This is a genomic window from Pseudarthrobacter sp. Hb11 (genome assembly GCF_059383655.1).
In genome coordinates this window covers 173,411-198,461 of record NZ_JBWZCM010000001.1, presented here as the reverse complement: position 1 = coordinate 198,461, position 25,051 = coordinate 173,411, and the positions used below count along the sequence as shown (strand labels likewise).

Genomic DNA, 25,051 nt, shown 5'->3' with positions numbered 1-25,051 from the left:
CTCCGCCATGGTGTGGTGGGCACTCGTGAGGGGCCCACTGCTGCGAGGGCCCCGACGCGAGCTTGCGAGTGTTGGGAGCAGCAGGGGACGGGCGGGGCAGGGGCCGCCTTCCTCGCGCCCCAGCCACGCACCTTAAGTGGCGGAAGACGCTACCGCACGTCCTCGTCCACCCAATCCATGGACTTCGTAACGGCCTTCTTCCACAGCCGCATCTGTCGGTCCTGTTCGGACTGGTCCAGCTGTGGTCCCCAGCGCTTGTCCTCGGACCAGTTGGAGGACAGTTCGCCAAGGTCCTTCCAGAAGCCGACGGCGAGGCCGGCGGCATAGGCCGCGCCCAGGGCGGTGGTCTCCACCACCTTCGGCCGGATCACGGGAACGCCGAGGATGTCCGCCTGGAACTGCATCAGCGCATCGTTGGCGACCATGCCGCCGTCGACCTTCAACTCCGAGAGCGGAACGCCTGAGTCGGCGTTGACGGCGTCGAGCACCTCGCGGGTCTGGAACGCCGTGGCTTCCAGCGCTGCCCGGGCAATGTGGCTCTTGTTGACGAACCGGGTGAGACCCACAATTGCGCCCCGGGCGTCGGAACGCCAATACGGTGCAAAGAGCCCGGAGAACGCCGGGACGATGTACACGCCGCCGTTGTCCTTGACGGACGCAGCGAGGGTTTCCACTTCCGGGGCGCTGCTGATCATGCCCAGGTTGTCCCGCAGCCACTGGATCAGCGAGCCGGTGACAGCAATGGAGCCTTCCAGTGCATAGTGGGGTGCCGCGTCGCCGAGCTTGTAGCCCACCGTGGTCAGCAGCCCGTTCTTCGAGTGGATGATTTCCTCACCGGTGTTGAAGATCAGGAAGCAGCCGGTTCCGTAGGTGTTTTTGGCTTCGCCGGTCTGGAACGCGGCCTGGCCGAAAGTGGCTGCCTGCTGGTCGCCGAGGATGCCCGCCACGGGAACCTCGCGCAGAAGCTGCGAGGTGTGGACCGTGCCGTAAACCTCGGAAGAGGACTTGATCTCCGGCATCATGCTCCGCGGAACGCCGAAGATGCCGAGGATTTCCTCATCCCACTGCAGCGTGTCCAGATCCATGAACAGCGTGCGCGACGCGTTGGTCACATCGGTGACGTGGACCCCGCCGTCCACCCCGCCGGTGAGGTTCCACAGGACCCACGCGTCAGTGTTGCCAAAGACCAGGTCGCCCGCTTCAGCCTTCTGCCGGGCGCCCTCCACATTATCCAGGATCCACTTGATCTTGGTGCCGGAGAAATAGGTGGCCAGCGGAAGGCCGACCTTCTGCTTGAACCGGTCCGCTCCCCCGTCCCTCGCCAACTCGTCCACGATGTCCTGGGTGCGGGTGTCCTGCCACACGATGGCGTTGTAGATGGCTTCGCCGGTGGTCTTGTCCCACACCACGGCGGTTTCGCGCTGGTTAGTGATGCCGACGGCGGCAACATCGTGCCGAGTCAGGCTGGCCTTGGAAAGGGCGGAGGCGATGACCTCGCGGGTGTTGTTCCAGATTTCGGCGGGATCGTGTTCCACCCACCCCGCCTTGGGGAAAATCTGTTCATGTTCCATCTGGCCCGAGGAGACGATGCTGCCGCTGTGGTCAAAAATGATGGCGCGGGTGCTGGTGGTTCCCTGATCGATGGCGATTACGTACTGGCTCATGGTGACGTCCTTGTCTGTGTCGGTGCTGTTTTTGGCAGTGGCTTAGGTGGGAGGTCAGGCTGCTGCTGTTGCAATGATCGGAACCAGCCGGGCAACGAGGCCGCCGAGGGCACCGCCCACCAGCGGACCGACTACCGGGATCCAGGAATAGCCCCAGTCGCTGGAACCCTTGCCCCTGATGGGCAGCAGTGCGTGGGCGATGCGCGGACCGAGGTCACGGGCGGGATTGATGGCGTAGCCCGTGGGGCCACCGAGGGATACACCGATGCCGACAACCAGCAGTGCAACGGCCAGCGGTCCCAGGCCGGAGGGCGTCCCGCCGAAGGTGAGGATAACGAACACGAGTACGAAGGTGCCGATGATCTCGGTCACCAGGTTCCAGGAACTGGAGCGGATGGCCGGGCCGGTGGAGAAGACAGCGAGCTTGCTGGCCTGCTCCTCTTCGACGTCGAAGTGCTGCTTGTAGGCGAGCCAGCAAACGACGGCGCCGAGGAACGCGCCCAGCAGTTCCCCGCCGATGTAGGTCAGCGTTGACGCGAAATCCACGGGAACGTCAGGGGCGTATTCCTCGGCTCCGTTTGCGAGCAGGCCAAGCGTCACCGCCGGGTTAAGGTGCGCGCCGGACCTCGCGGCCACATAGACACCCGCGAAAACTGCAACACCCCATCCCCAGGTGACCATCAGGAACCCGCCGCTGTTGCCTTTGGTTCCCCGCAGGGCGACGTTGGCGACGACACCGCAACCCAGCAGGGTCAGCATCGCCGTTCCGAAGACTTCGGAAAGGAAAACAATTCCAAGAGACATCTTTGACTCCTCTATTTTCTGTTGTCAGTCCTTCGCGGGTTGAAGGACCGTGGGCCGGGGCGGTCCAGCGCCCCGGCAGCCAGCCTGTCCTATGCGACCAGGCTGTGCGTTTCTACGCGGTGGAACCGCTGCAGCACATCCTGCGCGTGCCGGATCTCAGCTGCCCGTGCTGCGGAATCCCACCCCAAGGGAACGGCGAGTACATCCGCCATCTCGTTAAGCAGCTCCCCCGTCACAAGACCGCGGAAGGCCAGGGAAGTGCGGCGGATGAGGACATCCACGAGGTGCCCAACCTGCTCATGGGACGCCATGAACTCCAGTTCACGGACACTCAGTTCGCGGGTGGAGTGCAGCAGGCGGTCCGGCCCGCCATCGAGGTGTGCCATGACCGATTCCGCCCGTGTTCCGTACCGTGTCAGCAACCCGGCGGTCCGGTCCGCGTCACGGCCATCCGTCATGTGCTCCTTGATCCACTTCTGTACGCCTGACTCGTCCGCGGGGAAGCCGGCGCCGCCGCCGATGGCGAGCTGCGCCGTCGAGACTTTCCGCTGCATGCCGAGTTCGGCGAGGACGTCGTTGGTGAGGTGTTCAGCCAGTGCACGGAAGGTGGTCCATTTGCCTCCAACCAGGCTCATGACGACGGCGCCCGGCCCGGCGCTGCTCCCGGGGCCCTGGCGCTCTATCCGGTAATCCCGCGAAACGAATCCGGGCTGGGTTGCGTCATGGCGGGGCAGCGGCCGCACGCCGGAGAAGGTGTAGACAATCTGTTCGCGCTTGACAGCAATGTTCGGGAAGACGTGGCCGATAAGTTCTAAGAAGTACTCGATTTCCTCGTCCGTGCAGACGGGGTCCTGGGCCATGTCGGCGTCCACGTCCGTGGTGCCGACGAGGACGCGGTCCCCCATGGGATAGATGAGGACGATCCGGCCGTCCGTGTGCTCGAAGAAGATTTCACGTCCCCGGCAGGCGGCAAGGAGCTCCGGGGTGTCCAACACGATGTGCGAACCCTTGGTACCGCCCATGAACGCGGAGGTTGTTCCCATGGCTTCGTTGGTGAGGTCCACCCAGGCGCCCGTGGTGTTGACGATGACGTCCGCGGTGAAATCGAACTCCTCACCGGTCAGCTCATCGCGCAGCCGGACCGTGCTGCCTCTTCCGGTGCCGCGGTTGGGCTCGCCGGTCATGGATATCAATGACAGGTAGTTGCTGGCACGGGCGGTGCTGCCCTGGGCATTGGTACCGGATGCGCGGCCGGCTTTTTCGCCGTCCTGCAGGACATCGAGCGTAAGCCGCTCGGGGTTGTGCACGGAAGCATCGAAGTAGGTGGCCGCATACTTGACGTCCGGACGAAGGCCGGGAAGTTCTGCGAGGGCGCGTTGGCGGCCCCTGAACTGGTGCCGTGGCACCGTGCCGCCGTCGCGGGAAAACGAGTCATACAGGCTGAGTCCCAGCTTGATGAGGAAGGCGCCGCGCTCCTTGGGCTTCCCCTGCTGCTTGTGGGTGAGGAAACGCAGCGGGGCCGCAAGCACTCCCGAGAAGGTATTGAAGATGGGGATGGTGGTCTGAAGGGGCTTGACGTAGTGCGGTGCGATTCGCAGCAGCCGGTTGCGCTCCACCACTGACTCCCGGACCAGCCGGAACTCGCCGTTCTCGAGGTAGCGGATGCCGCCGTGAATCATGTGCGAGGACGCGCCGCTGGCCCCCTGGCAGTAGTCACCGCGTTCCACGAGTGCAACGTCCACTCCCTGCAGGGCCAGGTCGCGGAAAGTTCCCACCCCGTTGATCCCGCCACCCACCACCAGCACCTTGGCATGCGGACGGAGCCGCAGGTTGTGCACTGATGCGCGCTCGGTTCCCGGTTTTGGTGCTCCCGGGCGGGCAGGTAAATCCTTGGGTCCCAAAACAACTCCCTTGGGCTTTGTGTGGCGCGGACACAGCTAAGTGATCCACCGTTCTCAACTATTCTTTGGAGTAATGGAAAATGGAGTCAAGCGATATGCACAAACGTGCAGAACGGAGTTCCCGTGGACCCTTCCCGGCATGCCGACGCCCTTCGAGCTGCACAAATGTATTACCTGCAGGACCTCACCATGGACGCCATCGCCCGTGAGCTGCGCACGTCCCGCTCCACAGTTTCACGCCTCTTGTCCTCGGCCCGGGACTCTGGACTGGTCCAGGTGCAGATCCGCAACCCTCTGGACACCGGACCGGAGCTGGAGGGCCTGATTCGCCGCCGGTACGGGGTTGACGCCCACGTTGTGCCCGTGGTGGAAACACTTAATGAGGCTGAAACCCTGGACCGGGTGGCGATGCAGGCGGCCCGCACCATCGGTCCGCTGGTGGATTCCAATGCGATAATCGGTGTCGCCTGGGGTTCCACCCTCAGCGCCGTCAGCCGGCACCTGACGAGGAAGATTACCCACGACAGCGTGGTGGTGCAGTTGAACGGTGCCGGCAATATACACACAACAGGCATTACCTACGCAAGCGATATCATGCGCCGCTTCGGCAGTGCCTACGGTGCGCGCGTGGAACAGTTCCCGGTACCCGCCTTTTTCGACCACGCGGCCACCAAAACTGCCATGTGGAATGAACGCAGCGTGCAGCGCATCCTTGAACTCCAGGCTAAGATGAGCATCGCAATTTTCGGCGTCGGATCAGTGGACGCCGATTACCCGAGCCACGTCTATGCCGGCGGATATCTGGACGAGGGCGACCTCAGCACCCTGGCGACGTCCGACGTCGTGGGCGACGTCGCAACCGTATTCTTCCGTGCTGACGGTTCCTCAGACGGGATCGTCCTCAATGAACGGTCCACCGGCCCGGCCCTCGCCGAAGTTCGGCAGGTCCGCCGCAGGATCTGCGTGGTTTCCGGAGTCTCAAAGATCAACGGGCTCAAAGGCGCACTGGCCGCGCGCCTCGCTACGGACCTGATCCTCGACGAGGCTACCGCGCGGCGCTTAGTGGGCCTGGAGGGGCTGGCTGTGGCAAGTAGGTAGAGTCATGGCTATGAGGATCTCCCCGCGGCTGAGCCTGAACAACGGCGTGCTGATCGACCAACTGGGCTACGGCCTGTACAAGGTGCCGTCATCCGAGGCGGCCGGACTCGTTGCCATGGCTCTCGGTTCCGGGTACCGCCACTTCGATACCGCTGCCATGTACGGCAACGAGTCGGGGGTGGCGCGCGGCATCAGTTCCCAGCCCGGTACGCGGGCGGGCAGCGGCGGTTCCGGTGAACTTTTCCCGGCACCGGCCCGGGAGGACATCTTTGTTACCACCAAGGTATGGAACGACCACCATGGCTACGACGCCACCCTGCGTGCGTTCGACAGCTCAATGGTCAACCTGGGCCTCGACTACGTGGATATGTACCTCATCCATTGGCCCTGCCCCCGGCGCGGACTGTTTCCCGAAACCTACCGGGCCATGGAGACGCTCTACCGGGAGGGAAAGGTGCGGGCCATCGGTGTCAGCAACTTCCAGCCTGCACACCTTGAGCGGCTCCTGCAGACGGCAGAAGTAACACCTGCGGTCAACCAGATCGAGCTGCACCCCTGGCTCCAGCAGCAGGAGCTGCGGAAGATCCACGATGACCTCGGGATCAGGACCGAAGCGTGGAGCCCCCTGGGCCGCGGACACGTGCTGGCCGACCCCGTGGTCCAGGCATGCGCCGCCGAACACGGCAGGACAGCGGCGCAGATCATTCTCCGCTGGCACATACAACTGGGAAACATTGCCATCCCCAAGGCAAGCTCCGAGGCGCGCATCCGGGAAAACCTGGACGTCTTCGGCTTCCAGCTCTCGGCCAGGGACATGGATGCGCTCGCCGGACTGGACCGCGGACAGCGCACCGGTTCCCACCCGGACAACGTCAATTAGGACCTGCATGAAAACCACATCCCCGGGGCAGTCCCCCGCGCCCACCTTCTTCAGCCCGGACCTGGCGGGCCGCACGCGCGACTCTTCCGTGCAGCTTCCAGGGGGGAAGGTGGCCTTTTGGACCTATGAGCCTGTGCAGGTGACCCCTGACACCCGGACCATCCTGGTGATCCACGGGTTCCGCGGCGACCACCACGGACTCCTTCGGGTGGCCGATCAGCTTCCGGAGATGAGGATCATCATGCCGGACCTGCCTGGCTTCGGCAGCTCAGACGCTTTTGGGTCCGGTGAACACACAGTGCCGGGTTACGGCGCGTTCATCACCAACTTCATGGCGGCCCTCGGCCTGGGGCCGGACACCGTTCTGCTGGGGCACTCGTTCGGATCCATCATTGCCGCCCACTTCGTGGCCGCCCATCCCCGCGCCGTAAATCCCCTGATCCTCATCAACCCCATCGCCGCGCCTGCGCTGGAAGGTCCCAAAGGAGTGATGACAAGGCTGGCCGTGCTGTACTACCGGCTTGCCGCCGGCCTGCCCCGCCCGCTTGGGCTTGCCCTGCTGCGCAGCCCGGCGATTGTCCGGGTGATGAGCGAAACCATGGCCAAGACGGGCGACCGGGACCTCCGGCGCTTCATCCACGGCCAGCACCACGCCTACTTCAGTGCGTTTGCCAGCCGGGACAGCCTCCTCGAATCGTTCACCGCCTCCGTCAGCAGCCACGTGGCCGAGGTGGCCGGCAGCCTGACCCTGCCGGTGCTGCTCATCGCCGGTGAGAAGGACGAAATCGCCATGCTGCCGGACCAGCACCGGCTCGCCGCCCTGCTGCCCGACGGCGAACTCCAGGTCATTCCGGGCGTTGGCCATCTGATCCACTACGAGACGCCGGAGCCCGCCGCCAGCTACATCCGCAGCTTCCTGAAGGACCACCCCGCGTGAAGATTGTCATCGACGCCCGTTTTACCCGGACCGACCACCACGACGGCATCAGCCGCTACGGCGCCAGCCTGATCGCGGCCACTTCGAAGATCGCTGATGTTTCCATGCTGATCTCCGACATCCGCCAGCTCGCCCTGCTGCCGGACGTGCCGCACACGCTGATTAACAGCCCCCTCTCCCCCGCGGAACTGTTCGTTGCCCGCAGGATCAATCCGCTGGGCGCGGATGTGGTGGTCTGCCCGATGCAGACGATGGGCACCTGGGGCCGCAAGTACGGGCTGGTCCTGACCCTGCACGACCTCATTTATTACGAGCACCCCGCACCCCCGGGTTTCCTGCCCGCGCCTGTGCGGCTGCTCTGGCGGCTCTACCACAAGGCGTACTGGCCGCAGCGCCTGCTCCTCAACCGGGCCGACGTCGTCGTTACCATCAGCCGGACCACCGAGGCCCTGATGGCCAAGTACCGGCTCACGGGCAAACCCGTCCGGATCATCAGCAATGCGCCGCCGCCGGCTCAGGAGCCCCGCGTCCCTGAAGCGGGTGCCGAACTTTCCCTCGTGTACATGGGCTCGTTTATGCCGTACAAAAACGTGGAAACCATGGTGGCCGGCATGGCGGACTTGCCCGGCTTCACGCTTCACCTGCTTAGTCGGGTAACCCCGCAGCGGCGCGCCGAACTGGAGAAGCTAGTTCCCCCCGGAGCCCGCGTGGTCTTCCATAACGGCGTCACGGACGAGGAGTACGCCTCGTTCCTGAAAACCACCACCGCACTGGTGAGCCTTTCGCGGGCTGAAGGGTACGGCCTGCCACTCGTCGAGGCCATGGCCCTGGGCACACCGGTCATCGCCAGCGACATCCCCATTTTCCGGGAAGTGGGCGGCGATGCAGCCAGCTACGTTGACCCTGCCTCGCCCCGGCAGTTCGCGGAAGCCGTAAAAAAGCTGCAGGACCGGGAGCGGTGGGAGGAAACCTCACGGCGTTCCGTCGAACGTGCCGGGGAGTTCAACTGGGATGAGTCTGCCCGACAGCTGGTGGACGTGGCCCACGACATCGTGGCGCAACGCGGAGGCAAATTTAACCAGCGCCGCGGCGAACAAGCGCAGTGACGCGGAGCGAAGCAGCGCGCAGGCTCCGCTACAGTACGTCCACCCCGTCCAGACGCACCTGCACCGGTTCCGCGCTCCGCTTTGCGGCCGTCGCGGAGCGGGTTGCGCGCAGGACGCGGGTCACCGCCGCGGCCTGGCCATAAGGAAAGAACAGGAGCGTCCGGACATCCTCCGCAGGGCGGCGGGTGGAGGGCGGGCCGGTGAGAATAAGAGGCGCAGGGCCGGCAGTGCGGAGGAGGAAGCCGGTTTGTTCCAGTTGCGCCGACACTGCACCTGAGAAATGCTGGACGGCGTCGCGTGGGCCTGTGACTGAGGCAATGCGCACCGCCGGAGGAAGCTGCAGCTCCTCCCGGAGGGAAAGCTCACGCAGGGCGTAGCCTGCCGGATCCCATCTCAGCAGCGCGCCCACTGCGCCAGTGTCCGTTGCGGTCACCACCACGAGGCCTCCGTCAGCGCCAGGCCGCACCAGGGACGCGGCGTTGAACCAGCGGCGCACAGTATCTTCCCCCGCCCGCAGCGTCTCCCGGCGGAGCAGGGAATCCCCGTCCAGCAGCAAGGCGGCGGCATATCCCCCTTCTGCTATCGGCTCGGCTCCCACGGTAGCCACCACCAGGGCCTTGCCGCTGGTGACGTGTGCCTTGACCTGGTCGCCCGAGGACGTGATGACGGTTTTACCCGGGAAGGCCCGGCCCAGCTCCTCGGCGGTGCGGATCACGCCTGTTGCGCCCCTGCGGAGCTTGCGGCCGTTGCAGTGCGTGCAGTGCCAGTCCGGTGCGGGGGTGGAGCACCACCGGCATTGGGGCAGGGCGGAGGTTCCGCTGGCCCCGGCCACAGCCAACGGACCTTGGCAGGCACCGCACCGTGCCGGCTCCCGGCAGCTGTCACACACCAGCGACGGCGCGTAGCCTGCCCGGGCCACCTGCACCAGGACCGGCCCCCGCTCGAGGCCTTCCTTGGCCGCCCGCCACGCAGCGCCCGGAAGGCGTGCAATCCTGGCCAGCGGATCCCGCTCCTGCTCAAAGCTGTCCGCCGTATTAACCACGCGCGGGACGGTGCGGCGGACCACCGTGCGGTCGGCTTCGACAGGCCGGGCCCAACCTGTCTCGACAAGCCGTTGGACCTCCGTGCTGCGGGCATGCCCGGCCAGAAGGCAGGCAGCCCCTGCCTGTTCGGCGCGCAGGAGCAGGACTTCGCGGGCGTGGGCGTAGGGCGCACGCTGCTCGATGTGGAGGTCGTCGCCGTCGTCCCAGCACACCACGAGCCCCAAGTCCTTGACCGGAGCGTAGGCAGCGGACCGGGTCCCGATGGCGATGCGGGCGGTTCCGGCCAGGACCCGCAGGAAGTTCTGGTACCGGGGTGTGGGTCCGTCCTCGGCCGTCAGGCGGGCTACGGCCTGGTCCGGCAACAGAGCCACCACCGCATTTTCAAGCCGGTCGAGGTCCCGGTTGTCCGGCACCACCACTACGGCTCCCCGGCCGGAGCCGTAGGCGGCGGCAATGGCCTGGGCCAACAACTGCGGCCAGCCGGCGGAGCCGTAGCCCTGCAGTGGGTTCAACACCGCCCGTGGCGAGCCGCCGTCCTTCAGGTGCCGCAGGAAGGCGGGACCGTTCCGGTAGCTTGTCCACGCACTGTCCGCGGAAGGGTCCGCTGCGCCGCCGGCGGGTTCAGCCGGGCTTTCCGCTTCGGGCTCCGCGGAAGGCGGATACGTCTTTTCCAGCCGCGCAACCCGCGGCGGAACGGCAACACGGAGGACGTCGCTGACGGTCCCCGCGTAACGGGCGGCGACGGCGGTGACAAGGTCGCGGATCTCCGGGGCCATGACGGGAACCGCGGAAACAACTTTCGCCAGCGGCAACAGGGTGTGTCCGGCCTCGGACTCCGCCGCCCGTTCCATGATGAACCCGCTGAGGTCCTGGCCCTTGAACTTCACTTTGACCCTGACGCCGGGCTGCGCATCCTCATCGAGGGCGGCAGGAACACCGTAGTCGAATGGCCGGTCCAGGTGGGGCAGGGAGGATTCCACGAGCACCCTGGCCACCGGCAGGTGGTCCGCGAACTGCCGGCCTATGGGCTGGTGGCGGGACGGGAAACCCTGCAACAGGGACGGCTGCACGGCGCCCGGCAGATCCAGTGCAGGTTGTGCGGAATTGTCAGCAACCACTTCGGCTACCTCCGTTCAGCATCACCGGGCGGGTCCTGGCAAGTAAAACACCCGGCACCGACATTCCACCCAGTACGGGCATTTCTGCAGGTCCCGGCATTTTTGCAGGGGCCGGACGCCGGCCCTTTAGGCGTTGAAGAACGCCTTCAGGTCGTCAACACGGTCCAGGCGCTCCCAGGTGAAGTCCGGATCATCACGGCCGAAGTGGCCGTGGGCGGCTGTCTTGGCGTAGATGGGCCGTTTCAGGTCCAGGGCGTCGATGATGGCGCGGGGGCGGAGGTCGAAGATTTCGGCGATGGCGGCGCTGATGCGGGCCGGGTCAACCGTTTCGGTGCCGAACGTCTCCACGTAGGTACCCACGGGGCGTGCCTGGCCGATGGCGTAGGCGATCTGAATCTCGGCGCGCTTGGCCAGGCCGGCGGCAACAACGTTTTTAGCAACCCACCGCATGGCGTAAGCCGCAGAGCGGTCCACCTTGGACGGGTCCTTGCCGGAGAAGGCGCCGCCGCCGTGGCGGGCCATGCCGCCGTAAGTGTCAACGATGATCTTCCGCCCGGTCAGGCCGGCGTCGCCAACAGGACCGCCGATTACAAATTCACCAGCCGGGTTCAGGATGTTCGCAGCGCGGGAGATGTCCAGGTTGGCACCTGCCAGAACCGGCTCAATGACGATGGCGGCGAGGTCTGCGCGGAGCTGTTCGAGGCTTGCGCCTTCGGCATGCTGGCTGGAGATGACCACGGTTTCGACGGAGACCGGCAGGTCCTTGTCATAGCCGACGGTTACCTGGGTCTTGCCGTCCGGGCGGAGGTAAGCAAGCTCTCCCGACTTGCGGACCTCGGTGAGCCGCTCCGAGAGGCGGTGCGCCAGCCAGATCGGCGTCGGCATGTAGGAGGGTGTTTCGTCACTCGCGTAGCCGAACATCAGGCCCTGGTCCCCGGCGCCCTGGAGGTCATAGTCGTCCTCCTGGCGTCCTTCGCGGGCCTCAAGGGAGTTGAAGACTCCGCCGGCGATGTCGTTGGACTGCTGACCGATGGACACGGAGACGCCGCAGCGGGCGCCATCGAATCCGTTGGCCGAGGAATCGTAGCCGATGCCCAGGATTGTCTCGCGCACGATTTGCGGGATTTCGACGTAGGCGTCAGTGGTGACCTCACCGGCCACGTGAACCAGGCCGGTGGTGGCCATGGTCTCCACAGCGACGCGCGATTCCGGGTCCTTGTCCAGCAGGGCGTCAAGGATGGCGTCACTGATCTGGTCGCAGATCTTATCCGGGTGGCCTTCGGTGACCGACTCGGAGGTGAAGAGCCGGAGCGCGGAGGGCGTGGCCGCGTGGGACTGGGGAAGATGCAGCGGTAAAGTCACTCAACTACCTTACTGGTTGGGATCCGTCCTCCCCGCAGGAGACGTCAGCAGATGTCCCTGTGCTAAGCGAACGTGGCTTGGAACACTTCAGGCGCGGGGCGAAACGTGATTCAGTTCAAAGCCGATCCGGCTGATGATGGCCGCCGAAACTTCCGTTTTGGTTCCGGCCGCCTCCTGTGGTTCGGCACCGGACCGGGAAAGGATGACAACGGAATTGGTGTCCTGCCCGAAGACCTTGTCCGCGCCCACATGGTTAACCACCAGCAGGTCGCAGCCCTTGCGCTCCAGCTTTGCTTCGGCGTAGGCCAGTACGTCGCCGTCGCTGTCGCCTGTTTCGGCTGCGAAGCCAACGATCAGCTGCTGCCCTTTTCCGTGGCCGGCGCTCTTCCGCAGTTCCACCAATTCATGCAGGATATCCGGGTTGCGGACCAGCGTGATGACGGGGTCGGCGCTGTCATCGCGCTTTTTGATTTTGGTGTCCGAGACCTCTGCGGGGCGGAAGTCGGCCACTGCGGCAGACATAATCACGACGTCGGAATCGGCCGCCGCTGCCAGCGCTGCCTCCCGCAGTTGCAGGGCAGTCTCCACGGGGACCACTTCCACGCCCGCCGGCGCCGGAACTTCCATATGCGCCGCAAGCAGGCGGACGGTGGCGCCGGCGTTCCGGGCGGCGACGGCAAGCGCCACTCCCTGTTTGCCGGAGGACCGGTTGCCAAGGAACCGTACCGGGTCCAGGGGCTCACGGGTTCCGCCTGCGCTGATGGTGACGGTCCGTCCGGCCAGAGGCAGCTGGTAGTCCGACTGGCCCTGGACCAGGGCCATGGCGGCCTCGAAAATCACCTCAGGCTCGGGCAGCCTGCCCGGGCCGGAATCAGAGCCCGTCAGCCTGCCGGTTGCCGGCTCCAGGACGGCAACGCCGCGGCTCCGCAGTGTTTCCACATTGGCCTGGGTGGCAGCGTGCTGCCACATCTCGGTGTGCATTGCCGGGGCGAACAGCACAGGGCCGTGCGCCATCAGAAGGGTGTTGGTGAGGAGGTCGCCGGCCTGCCCCGTGGCTGCCTTGGCCAGAAGGTCAGCGGTGGCCGGGGCGATGACCACCAGGTCGGCTTCGTGGCCCAGGCGGACGTGATTGACCTGGTGGACGTCGTCGAAAACGCTGTTGCTGACCGGATTTCCGGACAGCGCCTCCCACGTGGCGGTGCCGACGAAGCGGGTGGCCGCCTCGGTGGGGATCACTGTGACGTGATGGCCGGCTTCAGTAAAAAGCCGGAGGAGCGATGCCACCTTGTAGGCGGCTATCCCTCCCCCGACTCCGAGGACTATGCGCACGTGACCTCCGTCAACTGCACGTCAGGCGGCAGGTCTTACTCTGCAGCTTCGATCGGCGTGGAAACCAGCTTGCCTTCGTTGATCTCGCGCAGTGCGATCGAGAGCGACTTCTCGTTCAGCTTGGTGTCTACCAGCGGGCCGACGTATTCGAACAGGCCCTCGTGCAGCTGGGCGTAGTAAGCGTTGATCTGACGAGCACGCTTGGCACCAAAGATCACCAGGCCGTACTTGGAATCTGCTGCTTCGAGCAGCGAGTCGATCGGCGGGTTGATGATGCCTTCAAGGTTCGTGGACACGAATTCTCCAAATATTAGCGGGCTGACCGTTCCGGCGCTCCGTGCGGATGCGGGGTCAGCCCCATGAGTGAAACTAGCTCGTCCGCTGCCCGGCGAACGTCGTCATTGATGACGGTATGGTCGAACTCCGGTTCAGCAGCAAGCTCCAGTTTAGCGGTTTCCAGCCGGCGCTGCTGTTCCTCGGGTGTTTCCGTGCCGCGGCCCACCAGCCGGCGGACCATTTCGTCCCAGCTCGGCGGCGCGAGGAAGACAAACTGGGCGTCCGGAACGGCTGCCTTGACCTGGCGCGCGCCCTGCAGGTCGATCTCCAGCAGCACAGACCGGCCTTCGGCGATGGCCTGGTTCACGGTGCTCTTCAGCGTTCCGTAGGTGTTCTGGCCGTGCACTACTGCCCACTCCAGGAACTCGCCCTCGGCGACGAGCCGCTCGAAGTCCTCCTTGGCCTTAAAGAAGTAGTGGACGCCGTCAACTTCGCCCGGCCGGGGTGCGCGGGTGGTGGCTGAGACGGACAGCCAGACCTCGGGGTAGTTGTCCCGGATGAAGGTGGACACGGTGCCTTTGCCAACAGCCGTCGGACCAGCGAGGACTGTCAGTCCAGGTTTTTTACTCACGTATTCCTTTGGTGCCGGAGTTCGGGGAAAGCGCCGGAGGTATCCGCGCTAGTTTTCGTCTATAAAATCTACCAGCGCCCGGCGCTGGTGGACGCCCAGGCCGCGGAGCCTGCGGGACGCCGCAATACCCAGCTGCTTCATGATGGCGGCGGCCCGGACCTTGCCAACGCCCGGAAGCGCCTCCAACAGCTCAGAAACTTTCATCCGCGCCATGGCTTCGTCCTCCACGGCGGCATTGATGATGTCGGCTGCGGTCCGCGCACCGTTCTTGAGGCTTTCCTTCGCCGCCGCCCGTGTTGCCCTGGCTGCCGCCGCCTTGTTCAAGGCATCAGTTCGTTCCGATGCGGATAAGGGTCGCAGCACCATGGTGGGACACCCCCGGATCTGGGTGGTTACGTCCAGGGCGGCCGCCGTTGGACATGTCCTGAAACTACCCTTTGGTGCTGCCCGAATCAATGCATCGGAGGGAAACGGCAGCTATTCGACCCGCAACCCGTCAAGCGTGCGCTGGGCGGCCTCCCGCAATGCCTGCGGCTGCGGGCCGGCGGAAAGGATCTCCCTGCTGGAAGTTCCCAGCACCTGCGGGTAGGCGCTGCCGAAGGTGGCGCGCAGATGGGCCGGCGTGGCGCCCTGCGCTCCCAGTCCCGGCGCCAGGATCGGCCCGCGCATGGCGGCGAGGTCCACATCGAGGTCCGCGAGGGCAGAGCCAACGGTTGCACCGACCACGAGGCCAACTGAACCGAGCCCGCCCGGGTAGCGCCGGTTTTCGCCGCCGGCCGCGAGGGCGATCCGTCGCGCTACCGAGTCCGCTCCCCCAACGTGCTGGACCGAGGCACCCTCCGGGTTGGACGTCAGGGCGAGGACAAAGACGCCGCGCCCGGTTTCGGCCGCGAGGTCCAAGGCGGGGCGCAGCGATTCAAAGCCAAGATAAGGGCTGAGCGTCACCGAGTCAGCCGCCAGTGGCGAGCCGTCTCGGAGCCAGGCATCGGCGTAGGCTGCCATGGTGGATCCGATGTCCCCGCGCTTTGCGTCGGCAATGGTGAGCACACCTTCGTCACGGGCGATGGCAAGGACTTCCTCCAGGACAGCCATTCCGGCAGAGCCGTGGCGCTCGTAAAGCGCCACCTGCGGCTTGACGGCGGCAGCGAGGGAAGCCACCGCGTCGAGGACTGTCAGGGAAAACGCGCGCAGGCCGTCGACGTCGTCATTCAATCCCCAGCTGGCCAGCAGGGACGGGTGCGGGTCAATGCCCACGCACAAGGGGCCACGGGCGGCCATGGCGGCGCCAAGCCGGGAGCCAAAGGACTCCCGGCCGGCGCCTGATACCTGGTCAGGCATGCTGCAGGGCCGCCTTCTGGGACTCGGCCAGGGCAGCGGCGTGCTCCTGCAGGCTGGTGACGGACCATTCGTAGGTTCGCATGGCCTCGATCGCCTGGACAGCGGCGTTGAATTCGGCCACCGTGGTGATGCAGGGGATGCCGATCGACGTGGCAGCGGCACGGAGTTCGTAGCCGTCGCTGCGGGCTTCGCCGCCGGAGGGCGTGTTGAAGACCATATCGATCTCGCCTGCGATCACGAGGTCGGCGATGGTGCCTTCACCTTCGGCGCTGCTGCCTTCTGCCACCTTGCGGACCGGCGTGGCCTGGATGCCGTTGCGGCGCAGGACATCGGCAGTACCGCCGGTGGAGACGATCTCGAAGCCGAGATCCGAGAGCCGCTTGACGCCCATGATCACCGAGCGCTTGTCGCGGTTGGCCACGGAAACGAAAATCTTTCCTTCGGTGGGCAGGGCGTTGTTGGCCGCCGCCTGGCTCTTGGCGAACGCGGTGTCGAAGTGCTTGTCGATGCCCATGACTTCACCGGTGGAGCGCATTTCCGGTCCGAGCAGGGAGTCAACAACCTTGCCTTCAAGGGTGCGGAAGCGGCTGAACGGCAGGACTGCCTCCTTGACGGACACCGGGGCATCCAGGGGCAGGGTGGAGCCGTCGCCCGCCTCGGGAAGCATCTTGTAGGCGCTGCGGAGTTGGCCGATGGTCACGCCGGTGCCGATCAGGGCAGCCGCCTTCGCCATCTGCACGCCGGTGGCCTTGGATACAAATGGCACCGTCCGGGAAGCACGGGGATTGGCTTCGAGGACGTACAGCACGTCGGAGGCCAGGGCGAACTGGATGTTGATCAGACCCCGGACGCCCACGCCTTCGGCGATGGCCCGGGTTGCCGTGCGGACCCGCTCGAGGACGTTCGCGCCCAGGGTGATGGGGGGCAGGACGCACGCGGAGTCGCCCGAGTGGATGCCGGCTTCCTCGATGTGCTCCATGATGCCGCCGAGGTACATGTCCGTGCCGTCGAAGAGCGCGTCGACGTCGATTTCGACGGCGTCCTCCAGGAAGCGGTCGATCAGCACCGGGTGGTCCGGGGTAATTTCGGTGGCGTTGGCGATGTAGCGGGACAGGTTGGGCTCGTCGTAGACGATTTCCATGCCGCGGCCGCCCAGCACGTAGGACGGGCGGACCAGGACGGGGTAGCCGATTTCGTCGGCGATCTTCTTGGCGTCCTCGAAGGACACGGCGGTGCCGTTCTTCGGGGAAATCAGGCCGGCCTTGTCGAGGACCCGGGAGAACGCGCCGCGGTGCTCGGCGAGGTCGATGGCTTCCGGGGAGGTGCCGAGGATGGGCACGCCAGCGTCCGCCAGCTGCTGCGCCAGCTTGAGGGGGGTCTGGCCGCCGAGCTGGACGAAAACGCCCATCACGCCGCCGGTGCGTTCCTCCGCCGCAATGACTTCCAGCACGTCCTCGAGCGTCAGCGGCTCGAAGTACAGGCGGGTGGAGATGTCGTAGTCCGTGGAGACGGTCTCAGGGTTGCAGTTGACCATCACCGTCTCGTAGCCGGCCTTGCGCAGTGCCATGGAGGCGTGGACGCAGGAGTAGTCGAACTCGATGCCTTGGCCGATGCGGTTGGGGCCGGAGCCGAGGATGATGATGGACGGCTTGGAGTGCAGCGCCACCTCGTCCTCCTCGTCGTAGGCGGAGTAGTGGTACGGCGTGTAGGCGGCGAATTCCGCGGCGCAGGTGTCCACGGTCTTGTAGACAGGGCGGATGCCCAGCGCCTGCCGGACGCCGCGGACCACGGCCTCCGAGTTGTGCGTCAGAGCGCCGATCTGCTCGTCGGAGAAGCCGTGGCGCTTGGCGCGCTGGAGCATGTCTGCCGTGAGCGCTCCGGCCTGGCGGATCTCGCGGGAGATCTCGTTGAGCAGCTGGAGCTGGTCAAGGAACCAGGGGTCGATCTTGGTGGCCTCGAAGAGGTCCTCCACGCTGGCGCCACCCAGGAGGGCGCGCTGGACCTGGTGCAGCCGGTCCGTCGTCGGGCGCTTGGCCTTCTCGATCAGCTCAGCCACTTCCCATTCAGGAACGGAACTGAAGTCCAGCTGGGAGCCCTTCTGCTCCAGCGACCGCAGCGCCTTCTGCAGCGCCTCGGTGAAGTTGCGGCCCATGGCCATGGCCTCGCCCACCGACTTCATGGTGGTGGTCAGGGTGTTGTCCGCCGCCGGGAACTTCTCGAACGCGAAGCGCGGGACCTTCACCACAACATAGTCGAGCGTCGGTTCAAAGGACGCCGGGGTCTTCTGCGTGATGTCGTTGGGGATCTCGTCCAGCGTGTAGCCAAGGGAAAGCTTGGTGGCGATCTTGGCGATGGCGAAGCCGGTGGCCTTGGACGCCAGCGCCGAGGAGCGGGACACGCGCGGGTTCATCTCGATGACCACCACACGGCCGGTGGCAGGATCGATGGCGAACTGGATGTTGCAGCCGCCGGTGTCCACGCCCACTTCACGGATGACGGCGATGGAGATGTCGCGCAGCCGCTGGTATTCACGGTCCGTAAGGGTGAGGGCCGGAGCCACCGTGATGGAATCGCCCGTGTGGACGCCTACCGGGTCGAAGTTCTCGATGGAACAGACCACCACGACGTTGTCGTTCTTGTCCCGCATCATCTCGAGCTCGTATTCCTTCCAGCCGAGGATGCTCTCTTCGAGCAGCACCTCGCTGGTGGGGCTGTACTGCAGGCCCTGGCCCACGATGCGGCGGAGGTCGTCCTCGTTGTAGGCGAGGCCGGAGCCCAGGCCACCCATGGTGAAGGAGGGGCGGACCACCATCGGATAGCCCAGGTCAACAGCGGCCTTGAGGGCCTCATCCATGGTGTGGATGATGTGGCTGCGCGCGGACTCGGCGCCGCAGCGCTCCACCACGCCCTTGAACTTTTCGCGGTCCTCGCCGAGTTCGATGGCGGCGATGTTGGCGCCGATAAGCTCCACGTTGTACTTCTCGAGTACACCGTTCTTGTCCAGGGCGATGGCCGTGTTCAGTGCGGTCTGGCCGCCCAGGGTGGGCAGGACCGCGTCCGGGCGTTCCTTCGCGATGATCTTCTCCACCACCTCGGGGGTGATGGGCTCGATGTAGGTGGCGTCGGCGAACTCGGGGTCGGTCATGATGGTGGCCGGGTTCGAGTTCACCAGGATGACCCGCAGGCCCTCCTCCTTGAGGACGCGCAGCGCCTGCGTACCGGAGTAGTCGAATTCGGCGGCCTGGCCGATGACGATCGGGCCGGAACCAATGACGAGGACGCTCTTGAGATCTGTACGTTTCGGCATTACTTCTTGTCCTCAGTCTTGTTGTCGTTTTTGTGGTCCGCGCTGTTGTTGTCCGCTTGCGCGGGATGCGCGGAGTCGACCGGGTCCTTGGACAGATTCGCGGTCCTGCCGTCCCGCGTACCTTCCATCAGGTCGATGAAGCGGTCGAACAGGTAGGCGGCGTCGTGCGGGCCCGCTGCTGCCTCAGGGTGGTACTGGACGGAGAAAGCGGGAATGTCCAGGCAAGCGAGGCCTTCCACGACGTCGTCGTTCAGGCTGACGTGGCTGACCTCGACGCGCCCGTAGCGTTCCTCGGGGGCCCGGGTGGCGCCGTCGAGCGGGGCATCCACCGCGAAGCCGTGGTTCTGGGAGGTGATTTCCACCTTGCCGGTGCGGCGGTCCATCACGGGCTGGTTGATGCCGCGGTGGCCGTAGCGCAGCTTGTAGGTGCCAAAGCCCAAAGCGCGGCCCAGGATCTGGTTGCCGAAGCAGATGCCGAAGTAGGGCAGCTTTTCGTCCAGGACGGAACGGAGCAGGTTGACCTGGGCGTCAGCGGTGGCGGGGTCGCCGGGGCCGTTGGACATAAAAAAGCCGTCCGGGTTGACGGCCTTGACGTCTTCCAGGGTGGCGGTGGCGGGGAGCACGTGGACGCGGACGCCGCGCTCGGCGAACCGGACCGGAGTCATCGCCTTAATGCCGAGGTCGACGGCGGCGATGCTGAAGCGGGCGTCCCCGTCCCAGCCGTGGTCCTTCGGTTCAACAACGTAGGCCTCGTCAACGCTGACTTCCTCGGCCAGCCGGGCGCCCTCCATCGGGGCGCTGTCCAGCACGGCGTCGATAAGTTCCTTGTCCGTGGCCTGGGCGGCCTCGCCCGAGAAGATGCCGGCGCGCATGGTCTTGTGCTCGCGCAGGTGGCGGGTGATGGCGCGGGTGTCCACACCCTGGATGCCCACGATGCCCTGCTCCACCAGTTCCTCGTCCAGCGAACGCTCAGAGCGCCAGTTGGAGGGGCGGCGGGCGGCGTCGCGGACGATGTAACCGGCCACCCAGATGCGGCGGGACTCGGCGTCCTCATTGTTCACGCCGGTGTTCCCGATGTGCGGTGCCGTCTGGACCACCAGCTGGCGGGCGTAGGACGGGTCCGTGATGGTTTCCTGGTAGCCGGTCATGCCGGTGGCGAAGACTGCTTCGCCCAGGGCCGTTCCAGTGGCGCCGTAGCTGCGTCCGCGGAAGATGCGGCCGTCTTCGAGCACCAGCGCAGCGGGAGCTGATACAGGAGCGGAAACTGGGGCTGTTACTGCTGTATTTGTTGTCACTGTTTTACTTTCCACTATTGGCATCAGCCGCGGGGGCCGAAGAAATCAATTCCTGAAGTGCTGCGAAAACAACGTTCCTGTCCTCCGCGCGGCGGGTCCGGAAGCCGGTGTCCAGCTCGTGGCTGCCGTGGACCCATGAAAGGACCAGGAGGCCGTCCTTTTCAACGAACTTTCCGGCCATGCCGCTGTCCAGCCGTACCCCGGTGAGGGACGCGGCGGGGATGTACAGCGCCAGCGCTCCGGAACGGTCAAAAATGACACCGTGCGGGTAGACCCCCAGCGTGGCATTCGTCCGGATGCCGAGCCCGTGCACCGCGATGCGGTCCAGCCAGTCACCGCCGGTGGTAGAGGCGACGTACTGCCCCCCGGCGCTGGCGTGCGGCTCCCCCGGCGCCTCGGGCACCGCAGGCAACTGTTCGACGTCGGCCTGGCGCTTCAGGCGGTTCCGCCAGCCCATCCAGATGAGGCCGAAAGCTGCCGCGATGAGGGCCAGCGTGATGACCAGCGAAAGCAGCTGGGTGTCCATCAGGCGGCGCCCACGGAAGCGGCGTGCGGGTACGGGGTGTTCAGGGCGCCGTCGAGGACGGTGGGGTGTCCCTTGAAGAACGTGGCAACAACCTTGCCGGGCAGCTCCATGCCCTTGAACGGGGAGTTCCGGCCCATTGTGGCCATCTTCGAAGGCTCAACCGTCCAGCGCGCGGCCGGGTCCACGAGGATGACGTTGGCTGGCTGCCCTGCTTCAAGCGGCCGGCCCTGGTCCTCGAGGCGGCCGATCGTTGCTGCGGCGACTGAGGTCACCCTGGCAAAATCGGCCCACGTAAACAGACCGGTTTCAATCATCGTGTGCTGCACGACTGACAAGGCCGTTTCCAGCCCGGTCATGCCCATGGCGGCCTGCGCCCACTCGCATTCCTTGTGCTCGCTGGGGTGTGGCGCGTGGTCTGTGCCCACGACGTCGATGGTGCCGTCCGCGAGGCCTGCGCGGAGGGCCTGGACGTCGGCGTCGGTCCGCAGCGGCGGGTTGACCTTGAACACGGGGTCATAGCTGCGGACCAGGTCGTCGGTGAGCAGCAGGTGGTGCGGGGTGACCTCGGCCGTGACGTTGATGCCGCGCTCCTTGGCCCAGCGGATGATTTCCACCGAACCGGCGGTGGAAACATGGCAGACGTGCAGGCGTGAGCCGACGTGCTGGGCCAGCAGCACATCGCGGGCGATGATGCTTTCCTCTGCCACTGCCGGCCACCCTGCGAGGCCCAGCACCGCGGACACTTCGCCCTCGTTCATCTGCGCGCCCGCCGTCAGCCGCGGCTCCTGCGCGTGCTGGGCCACCACGCCGTCGAACGCCTTGACGTATTCCAATGCCCTGCGCATGAGGACGGGATCGTGGACGCAGATGCCGTCGTCGGAGAACATCCGGACCCTCGCGCGGGAATCGGCCATGGCACCGAGCTCGGCGAGCTGCTCGCCGGCCAGCCCCACGGTCACGGCGCCCACGGGACGCACGTCCACCCACCCGGCCTTCTGGCCCAGGGCGTACACCTGTTCCACGACGCCCGCGGTATCGGCCACCGGAGTGCTGTTGGCCATGGCATGCACGGCGGTGTAGCCGCCCAGGGCCGCAGCGCGGGTGCCTGTTTCGACGGTTTCGGCGTCCTCGCGGCCCGGCTCGCGGAGGTGCGTATGCACGTCCACCATGCCCGGCAGTGCCACCAGGCCGGCTCCGTCGATGACGGTGGCATCACTGCCCTGCCCTTCAGGCGAAAGGTCGGTGCCGGTTTCGGCGATCACGCCGTCGCGGATCAGCAGGTCGGCCGGCTCGCCGCCCAGGATCGAGGCCCCGCGGATCAGATAGGTACCGGTGTTGCCTGCCATCAGTTGCTCTCCTTGGTGGAATGGGTGCCGGTATTAGCCAGGGCGGGGGCGGCCGCTGGTTCGCGGGTGTCCCCGGAGAGCAGCAGGTAAAGGGCGGCCATGCGCACGGAAACGCCGTTGCGCACCTGGGCCAGGACGGTGGAGCGGGGGGAATCGGCAGCGGCCGCCGAGATTTCGAGGCCCCGGTTCATGGGGCCGGGGTGCATGATGATGGTGTCCTTCATGCCCAGTGCGTCCAGCGCCCGCAGCCGGTTGTCGTCGAAGCCCCAACGGCGGGAGTATTCCCGGGTGCTGGGGAAGAAGGAGGCGTTCATGCGTTCACCCTGGACGCGGAGCATCATCACAGCGTCAACGCCCTGCTCGATGGTTTCGTCCATGTTGTAGCTCACCTTGCAGGGCCACTTTTCGACGCCGATGGGCAGCAGGGTGGGCGGCGCCACGAGGGTGACGTCGGCCCCGAGGGTGCGCAGGAGCCAAACGTTGGAGCGGGCCACGCGGGAATGCAGGACGTCACCGGCGATGGCCACGCGCATGCCCTTCAGGTCGGCACCTTCGGAACCGGTGCCGGCCAGGCGTGCCCAGTGCCGGCGCATGGTGAATGCATCCAGCAGCGCCTGGGTGGGGTGCTCGTGGGTGCCGTCGCCGGCATTGATGACGGCGGCGTCGATCCAGTCGGTCGCGGCCAGCCGGTGCGGAGCGCCGGAAGCCCAGTGCCGGATCACGACGGCGTCGGCACCCATCGCGGACAGCGTCTGGGCAGTGTCCTTGAGGGACTCCCCCTTGGAGACCGAGGAGCCCTTGGCGGCGAAGTTGATAACGTCCGCCGAGAGCCGCTTTGCAGCGGCTTCGAAGGAGATGCGGGTGCGGGTGGAGTCCTCGAAAAAGAGATTGACCACGGTGCGGCCGCGGAGGGCGGGCAGCTTCTTGACCTCGCGGTCGCCCACGGCTGCCATCTCCTCGGCGGTGTCGAGGATGCGGATGGCGTTGGTGAGGCTGAGGTCTTCAGTGGAGAGCAGGTGCTTCACGAGCGGCCCTCGATGACTACTTCGTTGACCGGAGTACCGCCCGGGGCCGTGTCGGTTTCCTCGAGCCGGACCCGGACCTTCTCCGCGGATGACGTGGGCAGGTTCTTGCCTACGTGGTCAGCGCGGATAGGAAGCTCGCGGTGGCCGCGGTCGATCAGCACGGCAAGCCGGACGATGCGGGGCCGGCCCAGGTCGACGAGGGCGTCAAGCGCGGCACGGATGGTGCGGCCTGAGTACAGGACATCATCTATGAGGACAACCACCTTGTTATCGATGCCTGTTCGCGGGAGCTTGGTGGGGTACGGCGGACGCGTGCCCTGGTGCGAGAGGTCGTCGCGGAACATTGTGACGTCCAGCTGGCCAACGATCGCGGCGGCATCCACGCCGGGATCAGCAGCGGCAATTTTTTCGGCAAGTCTCGCGGCCAGCGGGTAACCGCGGCGGGGAATGCCGAGCAGGACTAGGTCCTGGGAACCTTTGTTGGCCTCGAGGATCTCATGGGCGATACGAGTGAGGGCCCGGTCTATGTCCGCCTGGCTGAGGACAACCCTGGCTGGAACCGGTGCGCTGGTGACAGAAGTCAACGCTCGTCTCCCCTTTCCCCGCCTCACAGGACGGAATTAAAAAAGGATCATGTGCGTTCCAAAATTACCACACGGGCCCGGCGGGACCCGTGCCGGGAGGACGCGTTGATGGTCACACTCCCGGGGCTCGTGGCCGGGATCCTTGGACGGTTGGCGGGAGCCACCTAGGCTTTCGGGTATGTCGATGCATCCCCGCTACCCGGCGTCCGGGCAACCCGAAGATCCGTATCGCGGAGCCGGCGCACCGCTCCCCCGCGATGCCAACCCAAGCTGGATGGGGCACGTGCTGCCGGAGAACTACCGGTCCGCGCCGGGGCATCAGGGCCGCCCCGTGGATACCGTGGTGCCGCCACAGGTCCAGGGAACGGTGGTCCGGGCCGGCAGGGCCCGCAGCGGCGGGTTGCTGGGACTGACCATCGGCGGCAGTGCCCTGGCCTTCCTCAGCTTGTTCCTGGTGGTGCCATTCCTGCTCTCGAACACGGGACCGGCGGGGTTCATGGTGGGATTCCTGGCCTCGCTCATTCCCCTGTCGGTGGTGCTCCTGGCCGTGTACGTCATCGACAAGTGGGAACCCGAGCCAAAGCGGCTCCTGTACTTCGCCTTCACCTGGGGCGCTGCGGTGTCCATCGCCGTCACACTGCTCATCCAGCCGTTCTTTGTGCTGGGGTTCCAATTGTCGGACGGAGCCGACCTGCAGACCTACATGGCCACTGTGCAGGCCCCGATTGTTGAGGAGTTCGCCAAATCACTGGGGCTGCTGCTCCTGCTCCTGCTGGCCAGGAAGCACTTCGACGGGCCGGTGGACGGCGTGGTCTTTGCGTTCACCATCGCCGGTGGCTTCGCCTTCACCGAGAACATCCTGTATTTCGGCAGGGCCATCGCGGAATCGGCAGACCCGGCCAGCGACTTCGCCCAGGTGTTCTTCCTCCGCGGTGTAATGTCCCCCTTCGCCCACGCGATCTTCACCGGCACCACCGGGCTCATTATGGGCTTCGCCGCCCGGCGCTGGCATTCAGGCGCTTCGGTAGCTGCTTTCGTCGTGGGGCTGCTGCCTGCCATGTTCCTGCACAACCGCTGGAACAGCATGGGCCAGGGCTTCCTGGTGGATTACATCCTGGTGCAGGTTCCCATCTTCTTCCTCGCCGTCGCAGGCATCATCCTCCTGCGTGTTGCGGAGAAACGGCTGACCCGCCAGCGCCTGCTCGAATATTCCGCCGCGGGGTGGTTCACCCCTGCCGAAGTGGAGCTGCTGGCCACGCTGGGCGGCCGGCGTACGGCCCTGAACTGGGCGGGCAGCTACGGCAAAAAGCGGCAGATGAAGGAATTCCTGAAGGAGGCCACCCAGCTGGCGAATACCCGCCAACGCATCCTCAGTGGTCGCGACGTCCAAGTGCACCAGGCCGAAGAGCGCCAGCAGCTGCAGCGGGTCCTTGCCCTGCGCGCCGCCGTCGCCCGCTGAGTTAATTGCGAAGGGCTGGCCT

General features: G+C 65.9%; 21 protein-coding genes. 5 read left to right on the top strand and 16 right to left on the bottom strand.

Features of this window, described 5'->3' with window-relative positions:
- Positions 1 to 149: 149 nt before the first annotated feature.
- The 3 genes from glpK to AC50X7_RS00960 form a co-directional block, all read right to left on the bottom strand.
- On the bottom strand, positions 150 to 1,664 hold the full coding sequence (glpK, locus tag AC50X7_RS00970) for a glycerol kinase GlpK (RefSeq protein ID WP_494977355.1): 1,515 nt from the start codon (positions 1,662 to 1,664) through the stop codon (positions 150 to 152).
- A gap of 54 nt (positions 1,665 to 1,718) precedes the next feature.
- Positions 1,719 to 2,468, bottom strand: coding sequence for an MIP/aquaporin family protein (locus tag AC50X7_RS00965; protein WP_494977354.1), 750 nt, complete (start codon positions 2,466 to 2,468; stop codon positions 1,719 to 1,721).
- A gap of 89 nt (positions 2,469 to 2,557) precedes the next feature.
- Positions 2,558 to 4,369: a glycerol-3-phosphate dehydrogenase/oxidase gene (locus tag AC50X7_RS00960; protein ID WP_494977353.1), complete on the bottom strand. Its 1,812-nt coding sequence runs from the start codon at positions 4,367 to 4,369 to the stop codon at positions 2,558 to 2,560.
- 165 nt (positions 4,370 to 4,534) lie between these two features.
- On the opposite strand from AC50X7_RS00960, the gene AC50X7_RS00955 reads away from it, so the two are divergent.
- From AC50X7_RS00955 to AC50X7_RS00940, 4 genes are read left to right on the top strand one after another with little or no spacing between them, the layout of a single operon-like run.
- On the top strand, positions 4,535 to 5,467 hold the full coding sequence (locus tag AC50X7_RS00955; RefSeq protein ID WP_494977810.1) for a sugar-binding transcriptional regulator: 933 nt from the start codon (positions 4,535 to 4,537) through the stop codon (positions 5,465 to 5,467).
- Between the two features lie 10 nt (positions 5,468 to 5,477).
- On the top strand, positions 5,478 to 6,347 hold the full coding sequence (locus AC50X7_RS00950; RefSeq protein WP_494977352.1) for an aldo/keto reductase: 870 nt from the start codon (positions 5,478 to 5,480) through the stop codon (positions 6,345 to 6,347).
- A 7-nt stretch (positions 6,348 to 6,354) separates the two neighbouring features.
- Complete coding sequence (locus AC50X7_RS00945) at positions 6,355 to 7,284, top strand: alpha/beta fold hydrolase (protein ID WP_494977351.1); 930 nt, start codon at positions 6,355 to 6,357, stop codon at positions 7,282 to 7,284.
- Complete coding sequence (locus AC50X7_RS00940; RefSeq protein ID WP_494977350.1) at positions 7,281 to 8,390, top strand: glycosyltransferase family 4 protein; 1,110 nt, start codon at positions 7,281 to 7,283, stop codon at positions 8,388 to 8,390. The genes AC50X7_RS00945 and AC50X7_RS00940 overlap by 4 nt, the downstream gene beginning before the upstream one ends.
- Positions 8,391 to 8,418: 28 nt before the next feature.
- Here the strand turns inward: AC50X7_RS00940 and AC50X7_RS00935 are convergent, their stop codons facing one another.
- The 13 genes from AC50X7_RS00935 to pyrR form a co-directional block, all read right to left on the bottom strand.
- Entirely contained in the window at positions 8,419 to 10,551 is a 2,133-nt protein-coding gene (locus AC50X7_RS00935) for a primosomal protein N' (protein WP_494977349.1), read from the bottom strand.
- A gap of 126 nt (positions 10,552 to 10,677) precedes the next feature.
- Positions 10,678 to 11,913 carry a methionine adenosyltransferase gene (gene metK / locus AC50X7_RS00930; RefSeq protein ID WP_307094966.1) on the bottom strand — a complete coding sequence of 412 codons (1,236 nt, stop codon included), beginning with the start codon at positions 11,911 to 11,913 and terminating at the stop codon, positions 10,678 to 10,680.
- A gap of 87 nt (positions 11,914 to 12,000) precedes the next feature.
- Complete coding sequence (coaBC, locus tag AC50X7_RS00925; protein ID WP_494977348.1) at positions 12,001 to 13,242, bottom strand: bifunctional phosphopantothenoylcysteine decarboxylase/phosphopantothenate--cysteine ligase CoaBC; 1,242 nt, start codon at positions 13,240 to 13,242, stop codon at positions 12,001 to 12,003.
- A gap of 35 nt (positions 13,243 to 13,277) precedes the next feature.
- Positions 13,278 to 13,538, bottom strand: coding sequence for a DNA-directed RNA polymerase subunit omega (rpoZ, locus tag AC50X7_RS00920; protein WP_003800778.1), 261 nt, complete (start codon positions 13,536 to 13,538; stop codon positions 13,278 to 13,280).
- Positions 13,539 to 13,552: 14 nt separating this feature from the next.
- The gene (gene gmk, locus AC50X7_RS00915; protein ID WP_494977347.1) at positions 13,553 to 14,149 is read right to left on the bottom strand and encodes a guanylate kinase; all 597 of its coding nucleotides are present in this window, start codon (positions 14,147 to 14,149) and stop codon (positions 13,553 to 13,555) included.
- A 48-nt stretch (positions 14,150 to 14,197) separates the two neighbouring features.
- Positions 14,198 to 14,515, bottom strand: coding sequence for an integration host factor, actinobacterial type (gene mihF / locus AC50X7_RS00910; RefSeq protein WP_494977346.1), 318 nt, complete (start codon positions 14,513 to 14,515; stop codon positions 14,198 to 14,200).
- Between the two features lie 111 nt (positions 14,516 to 14,626).
- On the bottom strand, positions 14,627 to 15,487 hold the full coding sequence (gene pyrF / locus AC50X7_RS00905; RefSeq protein WP_494977345.1) for an orotidine-5'-phosphate decarboxylase: 861 nt from the start codon (positions 15,485 to 15,487) through the stop codon (positions 14,627 to 14,629).
- Complete coding sequence (carB, locus tag AC50X7_RS00900; protein ID WP_494977344.1) at positions 15,480 to 18,794, bottom strand: carbamoyl-phosphate synthase large subunit; 3,315 nt, start codon at positions 18,792 to 18,794, stop codon at positions 15,480 to 15,482. Before carB ends, pyrF begins: the two co-directional genes overlap by 8 nt.
- Entirely contained in the window at positions 18,794 to 20,113 is a 1,320-nt protein-coding gene (gene carA / locus AC50X7_RS00895; RefSeq protein ID WP_494977343.1) for a glutamine-hydrolyzing carbamoyl-phosphate synthase small subunit, read from the bottom strand. The genes carB and carA overlap by 1 nt, the downstream gene beginning before the upstream one ends.
- Entirely contained in the window at positions 20,094 to 20,615 is a 522-nt protein-coding gene (locus AC50X7_RS00890) for a PH-like domain-containing protein (protein ID WP_494977342.1), read from the bottom strand. Before AC50X7_RS00890 ends, carA begins: the two co-directional genes overlap by 20 nt.
- On the bottom strand, positions 20,615 to 21,961 hold the full coding sequence (locus AC50X7_RS00885; RefSeq protein WP_494977341.1) for a dihydroorotase: 1,347 nt from the start codon (positions 21,959 to 21,961) through the stop codon (positions 20,615 to 20,617). Before AC50X7_RS00885 ends, AC50X7_RS00890 begins: the two co-directional genes overlap by 1 nt.
- A complete protein-coding gene (locus AC50X7_RS00880; RefSeq protein WP_494977340.1) occupies positions 21,961 to 22,986 on the bottom strand; it encodes an aspartate carbamoyltransferase catalytic subunit in 1,026 nt (341 codons plus the stop codon). The genes AC50X7_RS00885 and AC50X7_RS00880 overlap by 1 nt, the downstream gene beginning before the upstream one ends.
- Positions 22,983 to 23,570 carry a bifunctional pyr operon transcriptional regulator/uracil phosphoribosyltransferase PyrR gene (gene pyrR / locus AC50X7_RS00875; protein WP_159825916.1) on the bottom strand — a complete coding sequence of 196 codons (588 nt, stop codon included), beginning with the start codon at positions 23,568 to 23,570 and terminating at the stop codon, positions 22,983 to 22,985. The genes AC50X7_RS00880 and pyrR overlap by 4 nt, the downstream gene beginning before the upstream one ends.
- A 178-nt stretch (positions 23,571 to 23,748) precedes the next feature.
- On the opposite strand from pyrR, the gene AC50X7_RS00870 reads away from it, so the two are divergent.
- Positions 23,749 to 25,029 (top strand): PrsW family intramembrane metalloprotease, encoded by a 1,281-nt coding sequence (locus AC50X7_RS00870; protein ID WP_494977339.1) that lies wholly within the window; start codon positions 23,749 to 23,751, stop codon positions 25,027 to 25,029.
- Positions 25,030 to 25,051 lie beyond the last annotated feature (22 nt).